General features: G+C 63.9%; 17 protein-coding genes. 6 read left to right on the top strand and 11 right to left on the bottom strand.

What is annotated here, in order from left to right:
- Positions 1 to 567, bottom strand: coding sequence for a LemA family protein (locus AAEQ75_RS08065; RefSeq protein ID WP_279922469.1), 567 nt, complete (start codon positions 565 to 567; stop codon positions 1 to 3).
- Between the two features lie 91 nt (positions 568 to 658).
- On the opposite strand from AAEQ75_RS08065, the gene AAEQ75_RS08070 reads away from it, so the two are divergent.
- From AAEQ75_RS08070 to AAEQ75_RS08080, 3 genes are all read left to right on the top strand, one after another.
- Positions 659 to 2,578 carry a DUF294 nucleotidyltransferase-like domain-containing protein gene (locus AAEQ75_RS08070; RefSeq protein WP_343351507.1) on the top strand — a complete coding sequence of 640 codons (1,920 nt, stop codon included), beginning with the start codon at positions 659 to 661 and terminating at the stop codon, positions 2,576 to 2,578.
- Positions 2,575 to 3,282 carry a 3'-5' exonuclease gene (locus AAEQ75_RS08075; RefSeq protein WP_343351509.1) on the top strand — a complete coding sequence of 236 codons (708 nt, stop codon included), beginning with the start codon at positions 2,575 to 2,577 and terminating at the stop codon, positions 3,280 to 3,282. The genes AAEQ75_RS08070 and AAEQ75_RS08075 overlap by 4 nt, the downstream gene beginning before the upstream one ends.
- Before the next feature lie 61 nt (positions 3,283 to 3,343).
- Entirely contained in the window at positions 3,344 to 3,505 is a 162-nt protein-coding gene (locus tag AAEQ75_RS08080; protein ID WP_003464802.1) for a DUF2986 domain-containing protein, read from the top strand.
- Positions 3,506 to 3,596: 91 nt separating this feature from the next.
- On the opposite strand, the gene AAEQ75_RS08085 is transcribed toward AAEQ75_RS08080, so the two are convergent.
- Positions 3,597 to 4,499, bottom strand: coding sequence for a LysR family transcriptional regulator (locus AAEQ75_RS08085; protein WP_092378918.1), 903 nt, complete (start codon positions 4,497 to 4,499; stop codon positions 3,597 to 3,599).
- 183 nt (positions 4,500 to 4,682) lie between these two features.
- Here AAEQ75_RS08085 and AAEQ75_RS08090 point away from each other — a divergent pair, with 183 nt between their 5' ends.
- Positions 4,683 to 6,071, top strand: a complete 1,389-nt coding sequence (locus tag AAEQ75_RS08090) for an L-serine ammonia-lyase (protein ID WP_003464812.1) — start codon at positions 4,683 to 4,685, stop codon at positions 6,069 to 6,071.
- Between the two features lie 257 nt (positions 6,072 to 6,328).
- Here AAEQ75_RS08090 and AAEQ75_RS08095 read toward each other — a convergent pair whose 3' ends face one another.
- Complete coding sequence (locus tag AAEQ75_RS08095; RefSeq protein WP_343351513.1) at positions 6,329 to 7,996, bottom strand: BCCT family transporter; 1,668 nt, start codon at positions 7,994 to 7,996, stop codon at positions 6,329 to 6,331.
- Positions 7,997 to 8,278: 282 nt separating this feature from the next.
- Between AAEQ75_RS08095 and cls the strand changes: the two genes are divergently transcribed.
- Together cls and AAEQ75_RS08105 are read left to right on the top strand one after the other, a co-directional pair.
- On the top strand, positions 8,279 to 9,724 hold the full coding sequence (gene cls, locus AAEQ75_RS08100; RefSeq protein WP_343351515.1) for a cardiolipin synthase: 1,446 nt from the start codon (positions 8,279 to 8,281) through the stop codon (positions 9,722 to 9,724).
- 58 nt (positions 9,725 to 9,782) lie between these two features.
- Positions 9,783 to 10,508 (top strand): substrate-binding periplasmic protein, encoded by a 726-nt coding sequence (locus AAEQ75_RS08105; RefSeq protein WP_343351517.1) that lies wholly within the window; start codon positions 9,783 to 9,785, stop codon positions 10,506 to 10,508.
- Here AAEQ75_RS08105 and AAEQ75_RS08110 read toward each other — a convergent pair.
- From AAEQ75_RS08110 to AAEQ75_RS08145, 8 genes are all read right to left on the bottom strand, one after another.
- The gene (locus tag AAEQ75_RS08110; RefSeq protein ID WP_343351519.1) at positions 10,491 to 11,702 is read right to left on the bottom strand and encodes a PepSY-associated TM helix domain-containing protein; all 1,212 of its coding nucleotides are present in this window, start codon (positions 11,700 to 11,702) and stop codon (positions 10,491 to 10,493) included. The genes AAEQ75_RS08105 and AAEQ75_RS08110 overlap by 18 nt on opposite strands.
- Positions 11,703 to 11,751: 49 nt before the next feature.
- On the bottom strand, positions 11,752 to 13,887 hold the full coding sequence (locus AAEQ75_RS08115) for a TonB-dependent siderophore receptor (RefSeq protein ID WP_343351521.1): 2,136 nt from the start codon (positions 13,885 to 13,887) through the stop codon (positions 11,752 to 11,754).
- Between the two features lie 166 nt (positions 13,888 to 14,053).
- Complete coding sequence (locus AAEQ75_RS08120) at positions 14,054 to 14,569, bottom strand: DUF3617 domain-containing protein (RefSeq protein WP_179574940.1); 516 nt, start codon at positions 14,567 to 14,569, stop codon at positions 14,054 to 14,056.
- 138 nt (positions 14,570 to 14,707) lie between these two features.
- Positions 14,708 to 15,115 carry a DUF1850 domain-containing protein gene (locus tag AAEQ75_RS08125; RefSeq protein ID WP_179574941.1) on the bottom strand — a complete coding sequence of 136 codons (408 nt, stop codon included), beginning with the start codon at positions 15,113 to 15,115 and terminating at the stop codon, positions 14,708 to 14,710.
- The gene (locus tag AAEQ75_RS08130; RefSeq protein ID WP_343351524.1) at positions 15,112 to 17,139 is read right to left on the bottom strand and encodes a TRAP transporter permease; all 2,028 of its coding nucleotides are present in this window, start codon (positions 17,137 to 17,139) and stop codon (positions 15,112 to 15,114) included. The genes AAEQ75_RS08125 and AAEQ75_RS08130 overlap by 4 nt, the downstream gene beginning before the upstream one ends.
- A 133-nt stretch (positions 17,140 to 17,272) precedes the next feature.
- Positions 17,273 to 18,226, bottom strand: a complete 954-nt coding sequence (locus AAEQ75_RS08135; RefSeq protein WP_179574943.1) for a TAXI family TRAP transporter solute-binding subunit — start codon at positions 18,224 to 18,226, stop codon at positions 17,273 to 17,275.
- Positions 18,227 to 18,857: 631 nt separating this feature from the next.
- A complete protein-coding gene (locus AAEQ75_RS08140) occupies positions 18,858 to 20,198 on the bottom strand; it encodes a sigma-54-dependent transcriptional regulator (RefSeq protein WP_343351526.1) in 1,341 nt (446 codons plus the stop codon).
- Positions 20,199 to 20,329: 131 nt separating this feature from the next.
- Positions 20,330 to 22,087, bottom strand: coding sequence for a sensor histidine kinase (locus AAEQ75_RS08145; RefSeq protein ID WP_343351528.1), 1,758 nt, complete (start codon positions 22,085 to 22,087; stop codon positions 20,330 to 20,332).
- Positions 22,088 to 22,120 lie beyond the last annotated feature (33 nt).

Here is a 22,120-nt window from a genome sequence, read left to right on the forward strand (position 1 = left end):
TCAGAACTCCATCTTCGGCGACTGGCCTTCACGCGGGTCGTCCAGAGTGAAATATTCGGCCTGAGTAAAAGCGAACAGCCGAGCCACAAGATTGCTCGGCACCGACTCGACCAGTACGTTCAGCTCACGCACCGCGCCGTTGTAATACCGCCGGGCCATCTGGATATGGTTCTCGACCTCGCTGATGTTGCCCTGCAGCTCACGAAACTGGCTGTCAGCCTTGAGCTCTGGATAATCCTCGACCAGCACAAACAGCTGGCGTAGCTGATGACTGAGCAGCGTCTCTACCGGCGCACGTTGGGCCAGCGGCGAATCCGCCAGTTGCACCGCGCGCATGCGCTCCTGCACCAACGCCTCCAGCGTGCTCTGTTCGTAGCCCATGTACTGGCGCACGCATTCCACCAGCGCCGGAATCAGGCTGGAGCGGCGCTTGAGCTGCACATCGATGCCGCTGGCGGCTTCCGCCACGCGGTGGCGGTTGAACACCAGGCGGTTGTAGTAGAAAACCACGGCGCCGCCGAGCACCAGAAGCGCGCCCGCCAGCCACCAAAATCCCGAAACCTGCATAGCCTCTCCTTGGTTGGCCCGTGGCCGCCCGCTTTGCACTGACATCGTGGCAGCCCGTATCCTGTAGTGCCAGCCAGTCAGCGAGGCACGCATGCAGATCGAGTTGATCGAGATCCGCGACCACCTGAATCGCTTCGCCCCGTTCGACACTCTGCCGGAGCAGACTCTCGACGAGATCGCCCGCCAGGTGCAAGTGGGCTACTTCAAGGCCGGTAGCGAAATCCTCGCCGTCGGTGCGCCGATCCACGAGCTGCATTACGTGCGCAGCGGCGCGGTGGAAATCCACCGGCGTGGCGGCGAACTGCACAACCGCCTCAGCGAGGGTGACATCTTCGGTCAGGCCGGCCTGCTGCGCGGCAACAAGGTACGCCTGGGTGCCACCGCGATCGAAGACAGCCTGATCTACTTCATCCCCGGCGCGCTGTTCCATCAGCTCTGCGAGCAGTTCGACAGCTTCGCCGACTTCGTCGAGGCCGAAGGTCAGTCGCGCCTCAAGTCCGCCCTGGAAGACAGCCACGGCAAGGCCAGCGAGCTGATGAAGGTCAAGGTGCGCAAGCTGATCTCGCGCAGTGCGATCAGCGTGCCGCTGGATACGCCGATCCAGCAGGTGGCGCAGGTGATGACCGAACACAGCGTGTCCTCGGTGATCGTCGTCGACCCCGGCACGCGCTGGCCCGACCCGAACCAGGTAGATGTGGCCGAGCAGCAGAACCAGGTGATGGCCGGCATCCTCACCGACCGCGACCTGCGCACCCGCGTTGTCGCCGCCGGCCTGCCCAGCGACACACCGGTCAGCCAGATCATGACGCCCAATCCCATCACCCTGCAGGCCGACGACTCGGTGTTCGAGGCTATGTTGTGCATGCTGCGCAACAACATCCACCACCTGCCGGTGCTGCATCGCCGCCGCCCGGTGGGCGTGGTGGCGCTGGCCGACATCATCCGCTACGAGTCACGCAGCAGCCTGTACCTGGTCAACGGCATCTTCAACAAGACCTCGGTGGACGGGCTCAAGAGCCTGCTGCCGGACCTGCGCGCCACCTTCGTGCGCATGGTCGCCGACGATGCCAGCGCACATATGGTCGGTAGCGCCATGAGCGGTATCGGCCGCGCCTTCAGCCAGCGCCTGCTGGAGTTGGCCGAACAGAAGCTCGGCCCGCCGCCAGTGCCTTACTGCTTCATGGTCGCAGGCTCCATGGCCCGCGATGAGCAACTGCTGCTCACCGACCAGGACAACGCCCTGGTGCTCGACGATAGCTTCGATGCGGACGAACACGACGCCTACTTCGCCGAACTAGCGCAGTTCGTCAGCGACGGCCTGGCCGCCTGCGGCTACAGCTACTGCAAGGGCGGCATCATGGCCACCAACCCCAAGTGGCGACAGCCACTGAAGGTCTGGCGGCAGTACTTCAGCGAATGGATCGAGCGGCCCAACCCGGAAACCCTGCTCAACGCCAGCATCTTCTTCGACCTCGACGGCCTCTATGGCGAAACCGAGCTGGTGGAGAACCTCAAGGACCTGCTGGCACAGAAGGCCAGCGCCAGTCCCGCCTTCCTCGCCGCGCTGGCGCGTAACGCGCTCAACCGCACACCGCCGCTGGGCTTCTTCCGCACCTTCGTGATGGAAACCGACGGCCGCCACCGCAACATCATCAACCTCAAGGGCCGCGGCACCGCGCCGCTCACCGACCTGATCCGCGTGCACGCCCTGGCCTGTGGCTCCAAGGCGCAGAACTCGCTGGATCGCCTCGACGCCATCGCCGCCACCAAACTGCTGCCCAAGGAGGCGCTGGAGCACCTGCGCTACGCCTTCGAGTTCCTCAGCCTGGTGCGTGTACGCCACCAGGCCCGCGAAGTCGAGGCAGGCAACGCGCCGAGCAACTACATCGAGCCGGAACAGTTCAGCGCCAGCGAACGCCAGCACCTCAAGGAAGCCTTCCAGGTGATCAGCAACGCGCAGAAATTCCTGCGCTTTCGCTACCCCGCACAGCCAGCGAGCCGCCCGCGATGAGCGAGCGCGCAGCCCAGGACTGGCCACAACTGTTCGCCAGCCTCGCCGACAGCAGCCGCGACCCGCGCCTACGCGCCTTCTACGGCGCCGGCTGCGTCGCGGCTGATACGCCACTGGAGGATGTCCCGCTGGTGGCGCTGGACGTGGAAACCACCGGCCTCGACCCGCGTCAGCACGCCATCGTCAGCCTTGGCCTGGTGCCACTGAGCCTGCAACGCATCCGCTGCGCAGAAGCCCGTTATTGGGTGGTCAAACCCACCAGCGAGTTGAGTGCCGAATCAGTCACCTTCCACCACATCACCCACAGCGACATCCGCCACGCCCCACGCCTGGCCAGCGTGCTCGAAGAGCTGCTGGAAGCCCTGGCCGGCAAGGTGGTGGTCGTGCACTACCGCAATATCGAACGCAGCTTCCTCGACCAGGCCGTGCGCCAGCACCTGGGCGAAGGCCTGGTCTTCCCCATCATCGACACCATGGAACTGGAAGCCCGCCTGCACCCCAAGCGCACCGTGAGCTGGTGGGATCGCCTGCGCGGTCGTGAGCCCACCTCCATCCGCCTGGCCGACAGCCGCTTACGCTACGGCCTGCCGCTGTACTCGGCGCACCATGCGCTGACCGACGCGCTGGCTTGTGGCGAGTTGCTGCAGGCGCAGGTGGCGAGTCACTATCCGGCGAATACACCGATTGGCGCGCTCTGGAGCTGAACCCCGACTACCCGCACAACGCGTGGGTACTCTCGAATCAGAACGACACAAGCACACGCCCATGAACCGCCGCAAAAAGATCAAACAACTGCTCGAAGCCCACGCCAAGAAGGCCAATGCCAAGCTCGCGCCTAAAAGCAATAAACCCAAGTACATCAGCAAAGCTGACAGGGCGAAGTTGGAGGCTGAAGCTGCTCAAGAGCTTGTCACGCCCGCTGAGTAAAAATCGGATAAACGGATGATGCCCACGATGTGCGTCGGCCCCATCGAAAAGCCAAGAGCATCGAGGCTAAAGCCTCTCCCACACGAACGGGCTAACCCAGCACCTTGTCCGCCGTATAAACCGCCTCGTCGAGAAACACGTTAACCGCCGGGTGATCACGCTCGCCCTTGCGGTAGGCGAGGAACACACCGCGTTGGATCGCCGGCAGCAGCGGCACGGCGGTGACGCCGGGTAGCGTTCGCACCAGGCGCAGGCCGGAGACGATGGAGATGGAGTTGCCCGAGGCGACCATGGCCGCGACCATCTCGAAGCCGGCGCAGTGGGCGTTGATGCGCGGCGCGTAGCCCGAGCGGCGGCACAGGTTGGTGATGAATTCGCCGAACGAACTGCCGGTGGAGTCCAGCGCCCAGGCTTCGTCGCGTAGCTCGGCGATGGTCAGGCTGTCGCGCCTGGCCAGGGCATGGTCGATGGGCAGCAAGACGTGCAACTGGTCCTGGGTCAAGGGAATCAGCGCGTAGTTCTCGCGGTTCTCGTCGGGCTGCACGGCCAGGTCGTCGATCACCGCCACGTCGATCTGCCAGGCGCCGAGGGCGCTGAGGCTTTCCTGCGGTTCCAGTTCCAATACCACCACGTTCAGCCGCGGGTAGGCGCTGCGCAACGCGCGCACGGTTTCCGCGATTACCGCCACGGCAATCGAGGGGAAAGCCGCCACACGCAATTCACCGGCGATTTCGCCGCGCAGCAGCGCCAGCTCCGAGCGCGCTTCGTCGAGCACCATGAGAATGCGTTCGGCATGCGCCACCAGGCGCTCGCCGGCCGGGGTCAGCACCACGCCGCGCCCGCGTCGTTCGATTAGCGCCATGTCCACCTCGCGTTCGAGCTGAGACACCTGCTGCGAAACCGCCGAAGGCGTCAGGTGCAGCGACTCGGCGGCGGCCGCCATGGTGCGGCAGCGGGCCAGTTCACGCAGGGTGCGCAGGCGGGTGATGTCCATGGCGCGATCTCAATAGTTAAGGGTCGCTAACGAATAGGTTAAAAATAAATCAGTATACATAATGATATGGCCGGCCTTAGATAGAGATATCCACACGCGCTGAACCGGGCGCGTGGTTCACCCACATACAGGCACGGCTGAAAACCCGGTTTTCAGCCGTGCCCACAGAAGAAGAATCTCGCCATGGCTATCAGCGTTTTCGACCTGTTCAAAGTCGGTATCGGCCCCTCCAGCTCCCACACCGTCGGCCCGATGCGCGCGGCCGCGCTGTTCACCCACGCCCTGGAAAACCACGGCCACATGCCGCAGGTGACCCGTGTCGCCGCCGAGCTGTATGGCTCGCTGGGCGCCACCGGCAAGGGCCACGGCAGTGACAAGGCGGTGCTGCTCGGCCTCAGCGGCTACGAGCCGGACACCGTCGACGTGGATCAGGTGCCCGGCTACATCGAGGCCATCCGCCGCGACAAGCGCATCGTCCTGGCCGGCAAGCACGCCGTCGCCTTCGACGAGAAGGCCGACCTGAAGATGTTCCGCAAGGCTCTGCCGCTGCATGCCAACGGCCTGCGTTTCGCCGCCTTCGACGCCGCCGGCATTCAGGTGCACGAGGCCACCTACTACTCGGTGGGCGGCGGCTTCGTGGTCAGCGAGGCGATCCTCGCCGACGGTTCCAAGCACAAGGTCATCGCCCCGGATGCCACCAGCCTGCCGCTGCCGTTCAGCAGCGGCGCCGACCTGCTGCGCCTGGCGCGCGAGAACGGCATCGGCATTGCCGAGGTGATGCGCCGCAATGAACGTCACTGGCGCAGCGACGAAGAAACCGACGCCGGCCTGCTGGAAATCTGGAAGGTGATGCAGGCCTGCGTCGACCGTGGCTGCCGCACCGAGGGCATTCTGCCGGGCGGCTTCAAGGTACGTCGCCGCGCGGCGATCCTGGCGCGCAAGCTGGGCGGCTTCCAGCGCAGCTACCTGGAAGACCCGCTGCGCATGCTCGACTGGGTCAACCTCTGGGCCCTGGCGGTGAACGAGGAGAACGCCGCCGGTGGCCGCGTGGTCACCGCGCCGACCAACGGCGCCGCCGGCATCATCCCGGCGGTGCTGCATTACTACGCCAACGCCATTTCCGGCGCCAGCGAGCGCGGCATCATCGACTTTCTGCTGACCGCCGGCGCCATCGGCATCCTGTACAAGGAAAACGCCTCGATCAGCGGCGCCGAAGTCGGCTGCCAGGGTGAAGTCGGCGTGGCCTGTTCGATGGCGGCCGGTGCGTTGTGTGCTGTTCTGGGCGGCACTCCGGAGCAGGTCGAGAACGCGGCGGAAATCGGCATGGAGCACCACCTGGGCCTGACCTGCGACCCGGTCGGCGGCCTGGTGCAGATCCCCTGTATCGAGCGCAACGCCATCGCTTCGGTCAAAGCCATCAACGCCGCGCGCATGGCGCTGTACGGCGATGGCTCGCACTACGTGAGCCTGGACAAGGTGATCAAGACCATGCGCGAGACCGGTGCGGACATGCTGACCAAGTACAAGGAAACCGCCCGTGGCGGCCTGGCGGTAAATATCATCGAGTGCTGATGCACGACCGCCACAAACAAAAACGCCGCGGACCCTGACAGGTTCGCGGCGTTTTTGTTTGTGGCCGTGGGCGATGATGCGGCGTTGAAAGCACCCTATCGCCCAGCCCCTCTCCCATCAATCAATGGGAGAGGGGAACGAGCTGCGTAAACACTGAAAAAGCCGTCATGCCCGCGCAGGCGGGCATCCAGAACCTACGAATCATCTAGGCTCCCGCCTGCGCGGGAGTGACGATAAATAGCTTTTTCAGAACATCCCTAACGCGGCTCGCTCATCAGGCCTTTGACGATGGAAATACAGCCCACCAGCAGCACGATGGTGAACGGCAGGCCCGTCGACACAGCCATGGCCTGCAGCGCCACCAGACCGCCGCCGAGCAGCAGGGCGATGGCGATCACGCCTTCGATGCTGGCCCAGAACACGCGCTGCGGTACCGGCGCGTTGACCTTGCCGCCAGCGGTGATGGTGTCGATCACCAGGGAGCCCGAGTCCGACGAGGTGATGAAGAACACCACCACCAGCACGATGCCGATGAACGAGGTGATACCGGTCAGCGGCATTTCACCGAGCATGCTGAACAGCTTCAGCTCCAGGCCGGCTTCCTGCGCACCGGTGAAACCATCGACCAGCAGCTGGTTGATAGCGGTGCCACCGAAGGCAGTCATCCACAGCACCGACACCAGCGACGGCACCAGCAGCACGGCGACGAGGAACTCACGCACACTGCGACCACGGCTGACCCGTGCGATGAACATGCCGACGAACGGCGACCAGCTGATCCACCAGGCCCAGTAGAAGGCGGTCCAGCCCTGGCTGAAGTTGACGTCCTCACGGCCGATCGGGTTGGCCAGCGCCGGCAGGTACTGCAGGTAGGCGCCGAGGTTCTTGAAGAAGTCGGTGAAGATCACCAGGGTCGGCCCGGCGATGATGATGAACAACAACAGGGCCATGGCCAGGCCCATATTGATCTCCGACAGACGCTTGACCCCCTTGTCGAGGCCGGCGACCACCGAAGCCAGCGCGATCAGGGTGATGGCGACGATCAGCAGCACCTTGGTGGTGTCCGTCGCCGGGATACCGAACAGGTACTCCACACCCGCAGCCGCCTGCTCCGCGCCCAGGCCCAGCGAGGTGACCAGGCCGAACAGGGTGGCGAACACCGCGAGAATGTCGACCACATGCCCCGGCCAACCCCACACGCGCTCACCGAGAATCGGGTAGAAGATCGAGCGGATCGACAGCGGCAGGCCCTTGTTGAACGAGAACAGCGCCAGCGCCAGGGCGACGATGGCGTAGATCGCCCAGGGGTGCAGACCCCAGTGGAAGATGGTCGCAGCCATGCCCAGACGCACGGCTTCTTCTGCGTTGCCGGCAGCGCCGCCAAGCGGCGCCCAGTCGGTACGCACGCCATCCTCACCGACAGTGATACCACCCATCGCCGCGCTGTAGTGCGACATGGGCTCGGACACGCCGTAGAACATCAGGCCGATGCCCATACCGGCGGCGAACAGCATGGAGAACCAGCCCATGTAGGTGTAGTCGGGCGTCGCGTCCTTGCCTCCGATGCGCACCTTGCCCAGCGGCGAGAGGATCAGGCCGAGACAGAGCAGGACGAAGACATTCGCGGCACCGATGAAGAACCAGGCCATGTGATGGGTGAGCCAGTCGCGCACACCGCTGAACAGCGGTTCGATCTGGTTCTGCAGAGCCAGGGCGAGAATCACGAAGATCACCGCGACCAGCGCGGAGATGGTGAAGACCTTGCCATGAATGTCGAGGGCGAAGACGAATTGCCCTTTGATGTTGTCCTGACCGATGACGTAATCGGTGTCGATCAGGTTGGCTTCACCGGTCGGTGCCGGGATGCCTTCGTGGGTTTCCGCTACGGGTGGCGGGGTCGTGTCATGCGAAGGGACGTTTCCCATACTTGGCGTGCTCCTTGATGCGTTTGACTCGCTAGACGAGCGTGAACAGGACGGATGCCCTCCTCCAATTATAGACGACCTGCAAACGGGTCGAACCGAAAATAGTAACACATGAATTCCGCTCACTCAGACTCAAAGACACATGAAAGTCCCGAATAATTCCTCGAAAGGTGGCAATTTGCCCGACACTGCCATTCTCCAGATGCCCATGGCAGGATGCTTGCGAACGCTGCGCAACCCCCGTGGTCAGCTGCACACAGCCTGTGCAAAGGAAGACCCTGCATGCCTGCGGATTTCGGCATCCCCCATCTGCTCGCATACCTGATCGCCACCATCCACGCCCTTGGCGTACTGGCCGCGATCCACGCCGTGCTGACCGTGCGCACCGCTCAGGGCGCGCTGGCCTGGGGGTTATCGCTATTCTTCATGCCCTACCTGACGCTGCTGCCGTATCTGGTGTTCGGCCGCAGCCGCTTCGATGCCTACGTCAAGGCGCGGCGCCAGGCCGACAAGGAAATGCACCACGCCATGGCCGAGCAGGACTGGCGCCCCTGGGTCGAGGAAGCCAAGGCAGCGCACCTGTCGCCGGCCTACGACCTCCTGCGCGCGTTGCCACGCCTGTCGCATCTACCCGGCCTGACCGGCAATCGCGTCGAACTGCTGATCGATGGCGAGGCCACCTTCGCGGCGATCTTCGCAGCCCTGGCCAGCGCCCAGCAGGTAATCCTGCTGCAATTTTTCATCATCCGTGACGACAGCCTCGGCCGACGCCTGCACGACGTACTGCTGGAGCGCGCAGCCGCTGGCGTGCGGGTGCACGTGCTGTACGACGGCGTCGGTAGCCATTCGCTGTCCGCCGCCTTCATCGACCGCCTGCGCCGTGGTGGTGTGCAGATACACGCCTTCCCCACGCGCTCCGGGCTGCTCAATCGCTTTCAGCTGAATTTTCGCAACCACCGCAAGATCGTCGTGGTCGACGGTGAGATCGGCTTTCTCGGCGGGCTCAACGTCGGCATCGAATACCTCGGGCAGAAGCCGCCGCTGGCGCCCTGGCGCGACACCCATGTCGAGGTGCGCGGCCAGGTGGTGGCCAGCCTGCAGGAAGCTTTCGCCGAAGACTGGTACTGGGCCTGCAAACGCTTGCCACCGCTGCTGATGCCGAGCAAGCAGGATGAGCCCGGCCTGCTCTGTCAGGTGGTCGCCAGCGGCCCGGCCGACCCGCAGGAGACCTGCTCGCTGCTGTTCGTCGAGGCGATTCATGCGGCGCGCGAGCGGATCTGGCTGAGCAGCCCGTACTTCGTACCCGACGAGTCCCTTTTCGCCGCCCTGCGCCTGGCAGTGATGCGCGGCGTCGACGTGCGTCTGCTGCTGCCGTCACGCCCCGATCACCGCATTGTCTATGCCGCCTCCAGCCTCTACGCCTTCGAGGCGCTATGCGCCGGCGTGCGCATCTTCCGTTACCAACCGGGCTTCCTGCACCAGAAGGCTTTGCTGATCGATCACGATGTCAGCATGCTGGGCAGCGCCAACCTGGATAACCGCTCCTTCCGCCTGAATTTCGAGGTCAGCCTGCTGACCTTCGACGAGGGCTTCAATGCTCAGGTGGCGGCCATGCTGGAGGACGACTTCAGCCGCTCGCGCGAGCTGGTCAACGCCGACCGGCGCAACCTGCACCGCCTGCAACAACTGGGCATGCGCGTAGCAAGGCTGATCTCGCCGATTCTCTAAGGCGCAGCTATGGTTAGGGTGCCAGCCGCTGTTAGCTGTCAGCGAGACCCTGCCTGCCATGACCAAGTGCTTTGCCCTGCTGCTCTGTCTGCTCGCCCTGCCCGTCGCCGCGCAGGAGGACATTCGCGTCGGCGTCGAACTGCAGCCCTATCAACCGTATTCCGACGTGGAGAACGGTGAGTACCGCGGCTACGCCCGCGACCTGCTGGACGCCTTCGCCGCCGAGTATGGCTATCGCTTCGTCTACACGCCGCTGCCGGTCAGACGGCTGCTCGGCGATTTCCTGTCCGGCCGGGTCGACCTCAAGTTCCCCGATCACCCGCAATGGAATGCCGACCAGAAAGCCGGCCACGACATCCACTACAGCCACCCGGCAGCGCCTTATGTCGACGGCATGCTGGTCAAGCCGCGGCACCTCGGGCAGGGCCAACAACGCATCGAATTGCTCGGCACACAGAATGGTTTTACGCCCTGGCCCTACCTGCCGGACATTCGCGCCGGAAAAATCCGCCTGATCCAGGCCAACCAGATCGACTCGTTGCTGCGCATGGCCGCCAGTGACCGCGTCGACGCGGTCTACCTCAACCCCAAGGTAGTGGCTCACCAACTCCGGCAGATGCGCATGGCGCCCGACAGCCTGGTGCTCGACCCGGAGCTGCCACATGTGGAGGATCACTACTACCTGTCGAGCATCAACCACCCCGAACTGATCGAGGCGTTCAATCGCTTCCTCACGGAGCGAGCCGATCAGGTTGCAGCGCTGCGTTTACGCCACGGCCTGTGAACCGCCGCGCAGACGCTGTTCGGCGAGCACGCGCGAACGACGTTTCCTGGCCCAGATCACCACGCCGGTCACGGACAAGACCGCAACGGCCAGGCCCAGCAGCGACACCAGAATCCGCCCCGGCAAACCGATGATACGCCCGGAGTGCAGCGGGAACTGCGCCTGCAGGAAGATATCCCCGGCACTGCCCGTGCCAGGCACATGCGCACCGGCCAGTTCGCCACTGCGGCTGTCGACGTAGATCCAGGGATTGCCCAGCCCGGCATCGCCATGGTCATCGCCCAGCTCGTAGAAGCCGACGCCGTAGACACCGAACTCCGCCGAGTGGAACAGCCCGGCGGCAGGCGCCTCCCACCCCAGCCGCCGCGCTTCTGCGTCGGCAATGGCGATGGCCTGGCGGCGGTCGATCTGCGGCACGATCTGCTGGTCCAGAGTCACCGGTGTGCGACTGGCGAAAGGGCTTGGCGTCAACGGCGAGAACAGCTCAACCAGCGGGCGCACCACCTGGCGTTCGAGGTTCATCGATACCGAGGTGACGGCGAGGATCAGCAGCAGCAGCCAGATCCACACGCCACCGGAGCGGTGCAGGTCGAAATTGAGCTTGTAGCCGCCCTGGCGCCAGCGAAAGGCGAACGACTTGCGCCAGCTACGCAGGTTGGGAAACGACAGCCACAGCGCTATCAGGCAATCGAGGCACCAGACGATGGCGACGATGCCGAAGAACAGTACGCCCAGCTCGATGCCGAAGCCATCCGGGATGTGCAGGCTGTAGTGCAACTTGTAGAGAAACGGCAGCAGGTTCTCCCGGCTCAGGGAGATCGCCCCCCACTCGCGCTGCCCCTGGATATCGCCGTTCACCGGGTCGATGCCGAGCTGATTGAAGCCCAGATCAAAGGCCTTGCCGGTAGCCGGATCGATACGCGGGTCGACGAAGAGCCCCAACGCATGGCCAGGTTCCAGCGCCAGCGGCATGAAGCTCACCTGCAAACGTGGGTCGCGCGCCTCCAGGGCATCCACAAGCTGCAGCGGGTCCTGCGCCGGCCCTGCGCTTTGCGCGTCGAACAGGTGCGGGTTGAGCCATTCGTCCAGTTCGTGATCCCAGGAAATGACAGCGCCGGTCAAGCCGGCGGTGAACAGGAAAAGGGCGATGAACAGGCCGCACCAGCGGTGCAGCAGTACCAGAATCGGGCGCATCGGGATCTCTCATCGACGACAGGGCCGCCCACACGGGCGGCCCTGGCTGTCAGTATTTCCAGGTCAGGGTGGCGCTGACGTTACGTGGGGCACCGTAGTAGGCCTGCGTCCAGTACAGGCTGTTCAGGTACTTCTCGTCGGTGAGGTTGTTGAGGTTGGCCGACACGCTCCAGTTCGGGTCGATGTCGTAGCTGGCCATCAGGTCGACCACGGCGTAGGCCTTTTGCTTGGCGTCGGCAGTGCCAATCGAAGTGAAACCGTCATCGGCCGTCAGTGGCACGGCGATCTTGATATCGTCCTGCCAACGCACGGCGGCGCCGACCTTGAGCTTCTCCATACCCGGGATGCGGTAAGTAGCAGCCGTCTTGATCATGTGCTTGGGCGAGTAGGTCACCGCATGTGAGCCATCGGCATTGGTGATGTCGACAAAGGTGTAACCGGCGCTGAGCTGCAGACCCTCCAGCGGTTCGCCAGAGAACTCCAGCTCGTAGCCTTCGCTGGTCAGGCCTTCGATAGCGCGGTAGTAAGCCACCGAACCATTCATGCCGGCCTGCTCGGCGAAGTTGTCCTGCTCGGTACGGAACACAGCCAGGGATACGTTGACCTTGTCGTCGAACAGTTCACCCTTGATACCGGCTTCGTAGTTCACGCCCTCCAGGGGAGCCAGACGCGAGCCACTCACATCGTTCTTGGTCTGCGGGGTGAAGATCTCGGTGTAGCTGGCGTAGACCGAGTACTGATCGGTGATGTCGTAAACGATGCCAGCGTAGGGTACGACCTTGCCGCTGTTCTTCGACGACTTGGCCAGGCCGTAGTTGGTGCCGTCGCTCTTCACATCGACCACACGCGCGCCAGTGATCAGGCTCAAATCATCGGTCAGGCTCCAACGTGCTGCGCCGTAGACGCTCTTCATGCGGTCGGTGAAGTCACTGCCGTTGCTGCCGTTGTCGTTGAGGGGCTTCGGATAATTGCCGGTCCACTGCTCCAGCGGCGGCAGCATGGTGCCGGTACTGGAGTCGTACCAGGACAGATCCTCAAGTTCGGAGCGCGACCAGCTACCGCCCAAGGCCGCTTCGTGCTGACGACCGCCCAGATTGAAAGGGCCACTGGCCTGCAGATCGACAATCAGCTGCTTGTTCTTTTCGTTGTATTCGGACGGATAGGAATACAGGCCTGCACCCGTCCGGCGGTTCGGCGTGCCGTAGACATAGAACATCGAGCCATCGCTCTTCTTCTCGACACGGGTGACCACTGTCTTGGCCTGCCAGCCATTGTCGAAGGTGTGCGCCAGCTCGGCAAAGGTACGGTTTTCCTGATTGTCCCAGTAAGCCCAATCGGTCGCGGTGCTGGTAGAGCGCGAATAGTCGGTCTTGCCACCGTCCTGATAGACCAGCGGCAACGCCCCCCACATCGGCGAGTTGGCGTCGCTGGTCTGCAGTGTGTGGCCGAGGGTGAAGAGAGTGCGGTCATCCAGGTCGAACTCCAGCACACCATGGAACACGTTCTTCTCACGCGAGTAGCGGTCGAGGTAGGAGTTCTTGTTTTCGTTGGCATACACCACACGGCCGCGGATGTTGCCGGCATCGGTCAGCGCACCGGATACGTCGGTATCGATACGCCGCTTATCCCAGGAGCCGGCCGTCAGATCGACGCGCGCCTGCGGTGCCAGCGTGGGCCGCTTGCGAACGAAATTGACCGTCGCCGAGGGGTTGCCGGTGCCGGACATCAGGCCGTTGGCGCCGCGAATCACCTCCACTCGTTCATACATGGCGGTGTCCAGATCACCCTCGACGTTGCCGTAGACGAAGGGCACGGCGATGCCGTCGTACTGGAAGTTGGTGATGTCGAAGCCGCGAGCGGTGTAGTAGGTGCGGTCGGTTTCGACTTCCTGCACCTGCACGCCCGGCACCGCCTTGAGCGCATCGTTGACGCTGGTGAGCTTGAAGTCGCGCAGCTGGGCGCTGCTCAGGGTGGAAATCGACTGCGGCGTCTGCCGCGGGGTCAGGTCGAGCTTGGTCGCAGCACTGCTGGGCGTGGACTTGTAGCTGTCGACCTCGGCCGCTGCACTGTCGCCGACCACGGTCTGAGCATCGAGCTCGAGCTGCCCCTGCTCGCTGGCCACGGCGTGGTTGAAACTGCAGGCGGCCGCAATAGCCACGGCCATGTGGGTTTTTCTGCTGAACAAGGGAGGATCTCCTGATGCGCTGTCGATAACCGCTGGCAGTCCCTTCGCAGCCGAATGCCTCCCTGGCAGATATTTGCCAATCGCAAATGCAAATAATTAGCGACAAAATTCTCGCAGCAGGCGCCTCACCAAGTCAATACGAATAGTTTACATCTCCAGCTGTATCTCAGTTTCCTTTGAGAGTGGCGCAATCCGCCCCAATCCAGCGGGCTTGGCTCTCCATGCTGCTCGGCTGGCCCTTGTAGGTGCCTTTGACCTGGGTGGTGAACTCCTTGTCGCTGACGAAGCGGGTTTCCCCCTCGCCTTGCGCATCCGGGCAGGTGAAGCGGAATTTCCACAGGTTGCCGCTGCGTTCGGTGATCTGCTGGTTACAACCGGAGTTAGGGTCCTGCAGGGGAATGTCTTGCGACTTGATCTGCTCTTCGGTCAGGCAGATTTGCACCCCACCGGCCCCGAGTTTCACACCGCGCTCGGCCATCATGCCTTCCATCATCTGGCGCTGCGCCGGCGGCAGGTTCTGCATCTGCGCAAGGATCTGATCCATGCCCGGCATAGCCTGACCGCCGACTTGCATGTTGTGCGCGCTGACCTCCCAGACACCGGGCTGCAGCTCTACGGCGCTAGCCAGTACTGGGGCCAGAGCAAAGGTGAGAAACAAGGCGCAACGAGTGTGACGACGCATGGTGGTGCTCCAGTGCAATGGTCTGAAAAAGCTTAGACAGCATAAAGAACAAAACCCCCACAGGCTCACACCATGTGGGGGTTCTCTTCCTTTTCAGCCAACGCTTATGGCATCGGGAGCATGGGTCGAATAATCGACCTAACCCGCGTCAGCCGCGGGGGAGCTCAGCTCGCAGCTCCAGAGTTCCAACGCCGGCTGGCTCGCTTGTGGCGGGCCGAGCCAGTCGCTCATCGGGCGACAACGCTGGTTGAAACACAGTTGGTAATCCCCGGCCTCAGGCGTACGCCCGACTCGCAGGGGTTGCAAAGGCGGTAGCTGACGCTGGTAGTGCCAGCTGCCATTGCGCAGTTCAGCGCCGTCGGGAATTTCCATTCCGGCGCCGGAACCCTTGACCCGCGCCTCGCCGAGAACCAGGCCCTCGGCGGTGACGCGGTAATCCTCTTCCCAGCGAATCTTCTCGATGGTGTGGGTCCAGGCCAGGGTGAAGGACGGCGTGGGCAACTCTGCCCACACCGCGCCGGCCAACCCCAGGCACAGGCCGATCACGCCGTCGCCGCCTCGGCACGACGGGCGCGCCAGAAGTGCTGAGCGATGAAGATGGCACTGAGAGCGAAGCCGATTTCGTCACTGATCGGGGTGGCGAGAATCAGGCTGGCACCCGCGGCGAAGCCCAGCAGGCGCTCCCACCAGCTCAGTTTGGCCTGCAGGTAACCGGTGAAGATCGCACCGAGCAGACCGATCGCCAGCATCGCCTTGAACACGACGTAAAGCGTCGCCAGCAGGCTATCACCCTGCAGCATCAGCGCGGGCGAGTAGACCGCCATGAACGGCACGACGAAGCCAGCGATGGCGATGCGCACCGCCCAGAAGCTGATCTTCAGACCACGCTCCTTGGCGATCGGCGCTGCGGCGAAGCAGGCCAGCGCTACCGGCGGCGTGAGATCGGCCATGATGCCGAAGTAGAAGACGAACATGTGCGAAACGATCAGCGGTACACCCAGCTCCAGCAGTGCCGGCGCAGCGATCGAGCTGGTGATGATGTAGTTGGGGATGGTCGGAATGCCCATACCCAGCACCAGACAGGTGAGCATGGTCAGCACCAGCGACAGGAACAGGTTGTCCTGGCCAATGGCGAGGATGTAGCCGGCGAAGGTGGAGGCCACCCCGGTCAGCGACACCACACCGATGATCACGCCGACCAGGGCACAGGCGATACCCACCGGTACGGCATGGCGCGCACCTTCGACCAGCGCGTGCAGGCACAGGGTCAGGGTTTCACGGCCGCCTTTGACGAACCAGCAGACTGCCACCAACGCCGCGATGACGCCGAACACCACGCCTATACCCAGCTGGAAGAAGCCGGCGCAGAGCACGCCAAGGGCGATCCAGAAGGCGAAGCGCATGGCCTTCGACGAGACACGCAGGATGATCGCCGAACCGAGGATGACCATGGCGGTCAGCGCCAAGCCGACGGTACCTGAGAACAGTGGGGTACGGCCGGAGAACAGCAGGTAGATGAGGATGAACAGCGGGATCAGCAGGAACCAGCGTTCACGTACGGCCTTCCACGGGTTCGGGCATTCGTCCTTGGGCAGACCGCGCAGGTTGGCGCGCTTGGCCTCCAGGTGAACCATCCAGAACACCGAACCGAAGTACAGCAGCGCCGGGATCAGCGCGGCTTTTGCCACTTCGAAGAAGGGTACGTTGATGGTCTCGGCCATGATGAAGGCCACGGCGCCCATGATCGGCGGCATGATCTGGCTGCCCATCGACGAGGTCGCCTCGACGCCACCAGCGAAGGCCGGGCGGTAACCGAAGCGCTTCATCAGCGGGATGGTGAACTGGCCGGTGGTGACCACGTTGGCCACGCCGGAACCGGTGATGGTGCCCATCAGTGCCGAGGACACGACCGATACCTTGGCCGGGCCGCCGACCTTGTGGCCGAACAGGCCCATGGCGAAATCGGTGAACAGCTTGATCATCCCGGCCTGCTCGAGGAAGGCGCCAAACAGAATGAACAGGAAGATGTAGGTGGCCGACACATAGGTCGGCGTGCCATACAGACCTTCGGTGCCGAACGACAGCTGGTTGACGATCTGATCGAGCCCGTAGCCACGGTGCATCAGGTCGCCCGGCAGGTACTGGCCGAGCATGCCGTAGGCAAGGAACAGCGCGCAGATGATCGGCAGGGCGATACCCATGACGCGGCGCGCAGCTTCGAACACCAGCACGATCAGGGTCAGGCCGACGATCATGTCGCTGGTGGTCATGTCACCGGAACGTTGAATCAGGTCCGCTTCGAAGTACCACTGGTAGATCGCCGTGGCCATGCCGGCCAGGCCGAGCAGCCAGGCCAGCGGTTGCCACGGACGGCCCTTGCCGAGTGCCGGAAAGCTGATGAACACCAGCAGCAGCAGGAAGCCAACGTGCACGGCACGCAGAATTTGCGTCGACACCGGGTGAAAGGCCGCAGTGACGATCTGGAAGATGGAGAACAGCAGGGCGACGGCAAAGAGCGCCTTCGGCCAGTCGGACGGGCTGGCGGCCAGGCCGTTGTTTTGTTCACTCATGGAGTGCAAACCTCATGACTACTTCGATACGGAGACAGAGTCGCCAACAAAACCTACCGCCCACGGGCGCCGGTTTTATTCGCGATTCTGTGAAGACCGGACCGTGGCGCAGGCGCCACGGTCCGAGCCGTCATTACAGCGCGCCGGCTTCCTTGTAGAAGCGCTCGGCACCCGGGTGCAGCGGGATCGGCAGGTTCTTGGTAGCGGTTTCCAGCTTGATGTCCTGAGCCGCGGAGTGAGCGGTGCCCAGACGGCCGAGGTTGTCGAACATCAGCTTGGTCATCTGGTAGGCGACTTCGTCGGAAACGCCTTCATGAGTGACCAGGATGTTGGTGATGGCAACGGTGGGCACGTCAGCGTCCTGACCGTCGTAGGTGCCGGCCGGAATGGTGGCAGCCTCATAAGCGGCGTTGTCGATCTTCGCGGTCACTTCGGCCGGGATGGCGACGAAGCTGATCTTCATGGTCGAGGCCAGATCACGAATGGCAGCCATACCCAGACCGGAGGACTGCAGGGTGGCGTCCAGCTGACGGTTCTTGATCAGCTCGACCGACTCGGCGTACGGCAGGAACTCGACCTTGCCCATGTCCTTGTAGGTCAGGCCAGCGGCTTCGAAGATGGCGCGGGCGTTGAGCTCGGTACCGGACTTCGGTGCGCCGACGGAGATGCGCTTGCCCTTGAGGTCTTCCAGGGTCTTGATGCCGGATTCAGCGTTGGCAACGATCTGGATGTAGTTCGGGTAGGTACCGGCGATGGCGCGGATTTTCTTCAGCGGCGCCTTGAAGCCGGCGTCTTCGACGCCGTTCCAGGCATCGGCGACCGAGTCACCCAGAGCGAAGGCCAGCTCACCGCGACCGGCCTGCAGCAGGTTGAGGTTTTCCACCGACGCCTTGGTCGCCTGGACCGAGGTCTTGGAGCCTTCGATGCCATTGCTGTACAGCTGCGAAAGGGCCACGCCAATCGGGTAGTACACACCGCTGGTACCGCCGGTGAGCACGTTGATGAAGGTCGGGGCAGCGAGCACTGCGGTGCTGGCAGTGATGGCCGCGGCTGCGGCGAACAGGCTGATTTTCTTGGTCAGTCGCATGGAAGTATCTCCGTCGTTGTTATGGCTTTATGCAGAGTTTCACTCTAGACGACGCCACCGAGGCGGCATCGGCGGTGCGCGATCAGCAGCGCAGGGTGCAACGTTGGACAAGAGCCGCGGCAGGCGCGGTGGGGAAGCGGCCCATGCAAAGCAGCGAATGCGGCATGGCGCGAGGGGCATGGCAGTTCATGGGCTGACCTCTTGTCGTTTTTATGGTCGCCGCGTCGGCAAGATGCTGCACGGCTGTGACTGTCATAGCAGATGCCGTGCCAGGGCCTGAAACGCCCGAGATAGAGGGGTTTTATATAGAGACCGACGGGTCATTGAGCGGGAAATCGCCTACATCCGTGACAGGGTCGGCAAAATTCCGCTTATCGCGTCACGCGCCCTGTAGGAGCCGCGCCTCGCGGCGAATTGCAGCCATCCCGAAATAAAAGCTTCGCCCCGGGGCGGGGCTCCCACAGTTCAAGGTAAACCGTCATGCCCGCGCAGGCGGGCACCCAGAATCTGCCAATCAACAGGGCTCCCGACTTCGTGGGAGTGACGATAAGTGGCCTTTTCACAACATCTCAAGGTTAGCAACCCGCCCAAGATCGCCGGCAAGCCGGCTCCTACACAGGCAAGCGGTACTTTATTCCTCACCACCCGGCAGGTAATCGCCGCGCGCCAGGCCGTGTCGCTGCATTTTCTCGTTGAGGGTGCGCCGCGGCAGCTGCAGCATTTCCATCACTGCGGCGATATTGCCCTGGCATTGCAGCAGGGCGTTATGCAGGCACTGCGCCTCGAAGGCCTCCATCTGCTGCGCCAGGGCCTGGCCGGCAAAGCGCTCGGCCGGCGGTGGGCTGGAAAGCCCCAGCGCATGGCGCTCGGCGGCGTTGATCAGCTCACGCACGTTGCCCGGCCAGTCATGCCCGAGCAGGCGCGCCAATTCGCTTGGCGCCAGCGGCGGCGCTTCGCGGCCATGACGTTGCGCGGCCTCGTGGGCGAAATGCTCGAACAGCAGCGGAATGTCCTCACGCCGCTCGCGCAGCGGCGGAATGTGCAGGGTGGCGACGTTCAGGCGGTACACCAGATCCTCACGGAAACGACCGGCCTTGACCTCGTCGAGCAAGTCCGGCTTGGCCGCGCTGATCACCCGCAGGTCGACCTGAATGCTCTTGTTCGAACCCAGGCGCTCGAGGGTCTTTTCCTGCAGTACACGCAGCAGCTTGACCTGTTGCGCCAGCGGCAGGCTCTCCACCTCATCGAGAAACAGGGTGCCACCGTCGGCATGCTCGATGCGGCCGATGCGCTTGGCCTGGGCCCCGGTGAAGGCACCGCTCTCGTGGCCGAACAGCTCGCTTTCGAAGATGCTCTCGGGGATCGCCGCGCAGTTGAGCGCGGCGAAAGCCTTGCGCGCGCGCGGGCTGAAGTCGTGCAGGCTGCGCGCCACGAGCTCCTTGCCACTACCGGTCTCGCCGCGGATCAACACGTTGACCGAGGTGCCGGCGAGTTCGAGGATCTGCCGGCGCAGGTTTTCCATGGGCCGCGAAATGCCGATCAACTGACTTTCGATGCGGCCCTTGTCGGCCACCTGCTGGCGTAGCTGGCGGTTCTCGCAGACCAGGCGGCGCTTGTCCAAGGCACGCCGTACGCTGTCGAGCAGGCGCTCGGGGGTGAAGGGTTTCTCGATGAAGTCATAGGCGCCCTGGCGCAGTGCCTGCACCGCCATGGGCACGTCGCCGTGGCCGGTCACCAGGATCACCGGCAGGTCGCTGTCGATCTGCAGCAGCTTGTCGAGCAGTTGCAGCCCGTCACTGCCGGGCATGCGCACATCGCTGACGACAATACCGGGGAAGTCGCGGTCGACCAGGGCCAGGGCCTCGCTCGCACTGGCGCAGGCGCGCACCTCGAACCCGGACAGTTCCAGCCACTGCTGCACCGCTTCGCGAATCGCCGCTTCGTCGTCGACCACTATGACCTGAGCGCTCATGGCACCTCCTCTTCAGAACGGCCGCAGTGTAGGGTGGGTTAGCGCCGCGAACCAACTATCTTCAATACACCCATCCAGTGCTGCGGCGCGTAACCCACCGGGCAATCTTCCCGCGAGACGCCAATGGCGGGTTACGGCGCAGCCGGCAGCCGCAAGGTGAAGACCGCCCCCAGCTCGCCGTTGTGCGCCTCCAGGCTACCGCCGAGATCGCGCACGATACCGTAGGACACCGCCAGCCCGAGCCCCAGCCCCTGCCCCACCGGCTTGGTGGTGAAGAAGGGTTCGAACACGCGACCAAGGGTTTCCTCGGCGATGCCGCCGCCACTGTCCTCGACGCTGAGCAGGCAGCTGTCGCCTTCGCGGGCGATGCGCACCAGCAAAACGCGCGGCTCGCTCTCGGCCATGGCATCGAGGGCGTTGTGCAGCAGGTTGAGAATCACCTGCTCGATGCGAATGGCATCACCGAGCACTTCGGCGTCATCGTCGATCTGCGTGCGCAGTTCGATCTGCTCGTTGCGCATGCGCGGCGCCAGCAGCTGCAAGGCCTGCTCCAGCACGTCACCGAGGCACAGGCGCTCACTGAGGCCGGCCGGCGTCTTGCGGGCGAAGGTCTTGAGGTGGCCGGTCAGCGCGGCCATGCGCTGCAGCAGGCCGTCGATGCGCTGCAGACCGTCGCGCACCGCTTCCGGCCGACCACTGTCGAGCAGCAGGCGTAGGCTGCCGAGCTGCATCTGCAAAGCGGTCAGCGGCTGGTTGATCTCGTGCGCCAGGGCCGCCGACATTTGCCCCAACGCGGCCATCTTGGCGGCATGCACCAGGCCATCCTGGGCCTCGCGCAGCTCGGCGGTACGCAGCGCCACCTCACGCTCCAGGCGCTCGCGGATGCCCGCCTGCAAGCGCTGGTTCTTGCGCCGCTGGAAGAGGAACAGCAACAGAAAAGCGAAGGTCATCCACACCCCGGCAGCCGCCAGGCGATAGCTGCGCATACTGTCGGCTAGGCCGATCGGCTCGCTGAGCAGGTGCAAGGTCCAGCCTTCTTCAGGCATGTACAGGCGCTGCCAGAGGTAATCGCGATTGCCGTCAGGGCCGTCGACCCGCGCCCAGTCCGCATCCTTGTCGATTTGCCGATGCACCTGATGGGCCAGCGGTTGCAGCGCCTGCTCGGCATAGCGGCGCACCTCAACGAGCTCGGCACGCGCCTGTTCGTCGAGTGGCTGCAAGGCGCGGAAGCGCCAGATCGGCTTGTTGCTGAGGATCACCACCTGATAGCTGTCGGCGACCAGCAGCACGCCCGGCTGGCCGACCCATTCGCGCTGCAGGTCTTCCAGCTCCAGCTTGACCACCAGCACGCCGAGCAGCTCGCCCTTGTCATCGCGCACCACATGGGAAAGGAAGTAGCCGGGAATACCGGTGGTCACACCCACCGCGAAGTAGCGCGCACCGCCATCACGCACGGCGTTCTGGAAGTACGGGCGGAAGGCGTAGTTGTTGCCGACGAAGCTGCTCCAGTCACGCCAGTTGCTGGCCACCAGGGTTTCGCCCTGGGCATCGAGCAGATACAGAACGGTGGAGCCAGCGGCGGCGTTGAGGCGCTCCAGGCGCTGGTTCAGGGCCAGCCGTAACTGGCGATCATGTGGCGCGCGCAGCAGGCTGCGGATGTCACTGTCCAACGCCAGCACCTCGGGCACCGAGCTGAAACGTTCGACCAGGGTGCGAATGGATTGGGCATAAAGCTGCAACTGCCCGCGCGCCTCGACGCTGCGCTCGTCCCAGGCCCGCTGCTCGGCATAACGACCGCCCAGCCACAGGCTCACCAGCAAGCCGGCGGCAATCACCAGAACGGTGAGCAGGACGCGGTAGCGATAGCGGGGGCGCTGCGGCAAGGGCATGGGCGGCTCGACTGATAGAAGACGAGCTGCATC

The sequence above is a fragment of the Pseudomonas sediminis genome, assembly GCF_039555755.1.
Taxonomy (GTDB): domain Bacteria; phylum Pseudomonadota; class Gammaproteobacteria; order Pseudomonadales; family Pseudomonadaceae; genus Aquipseudomonas; species Aquipseudomonas mendocina_D.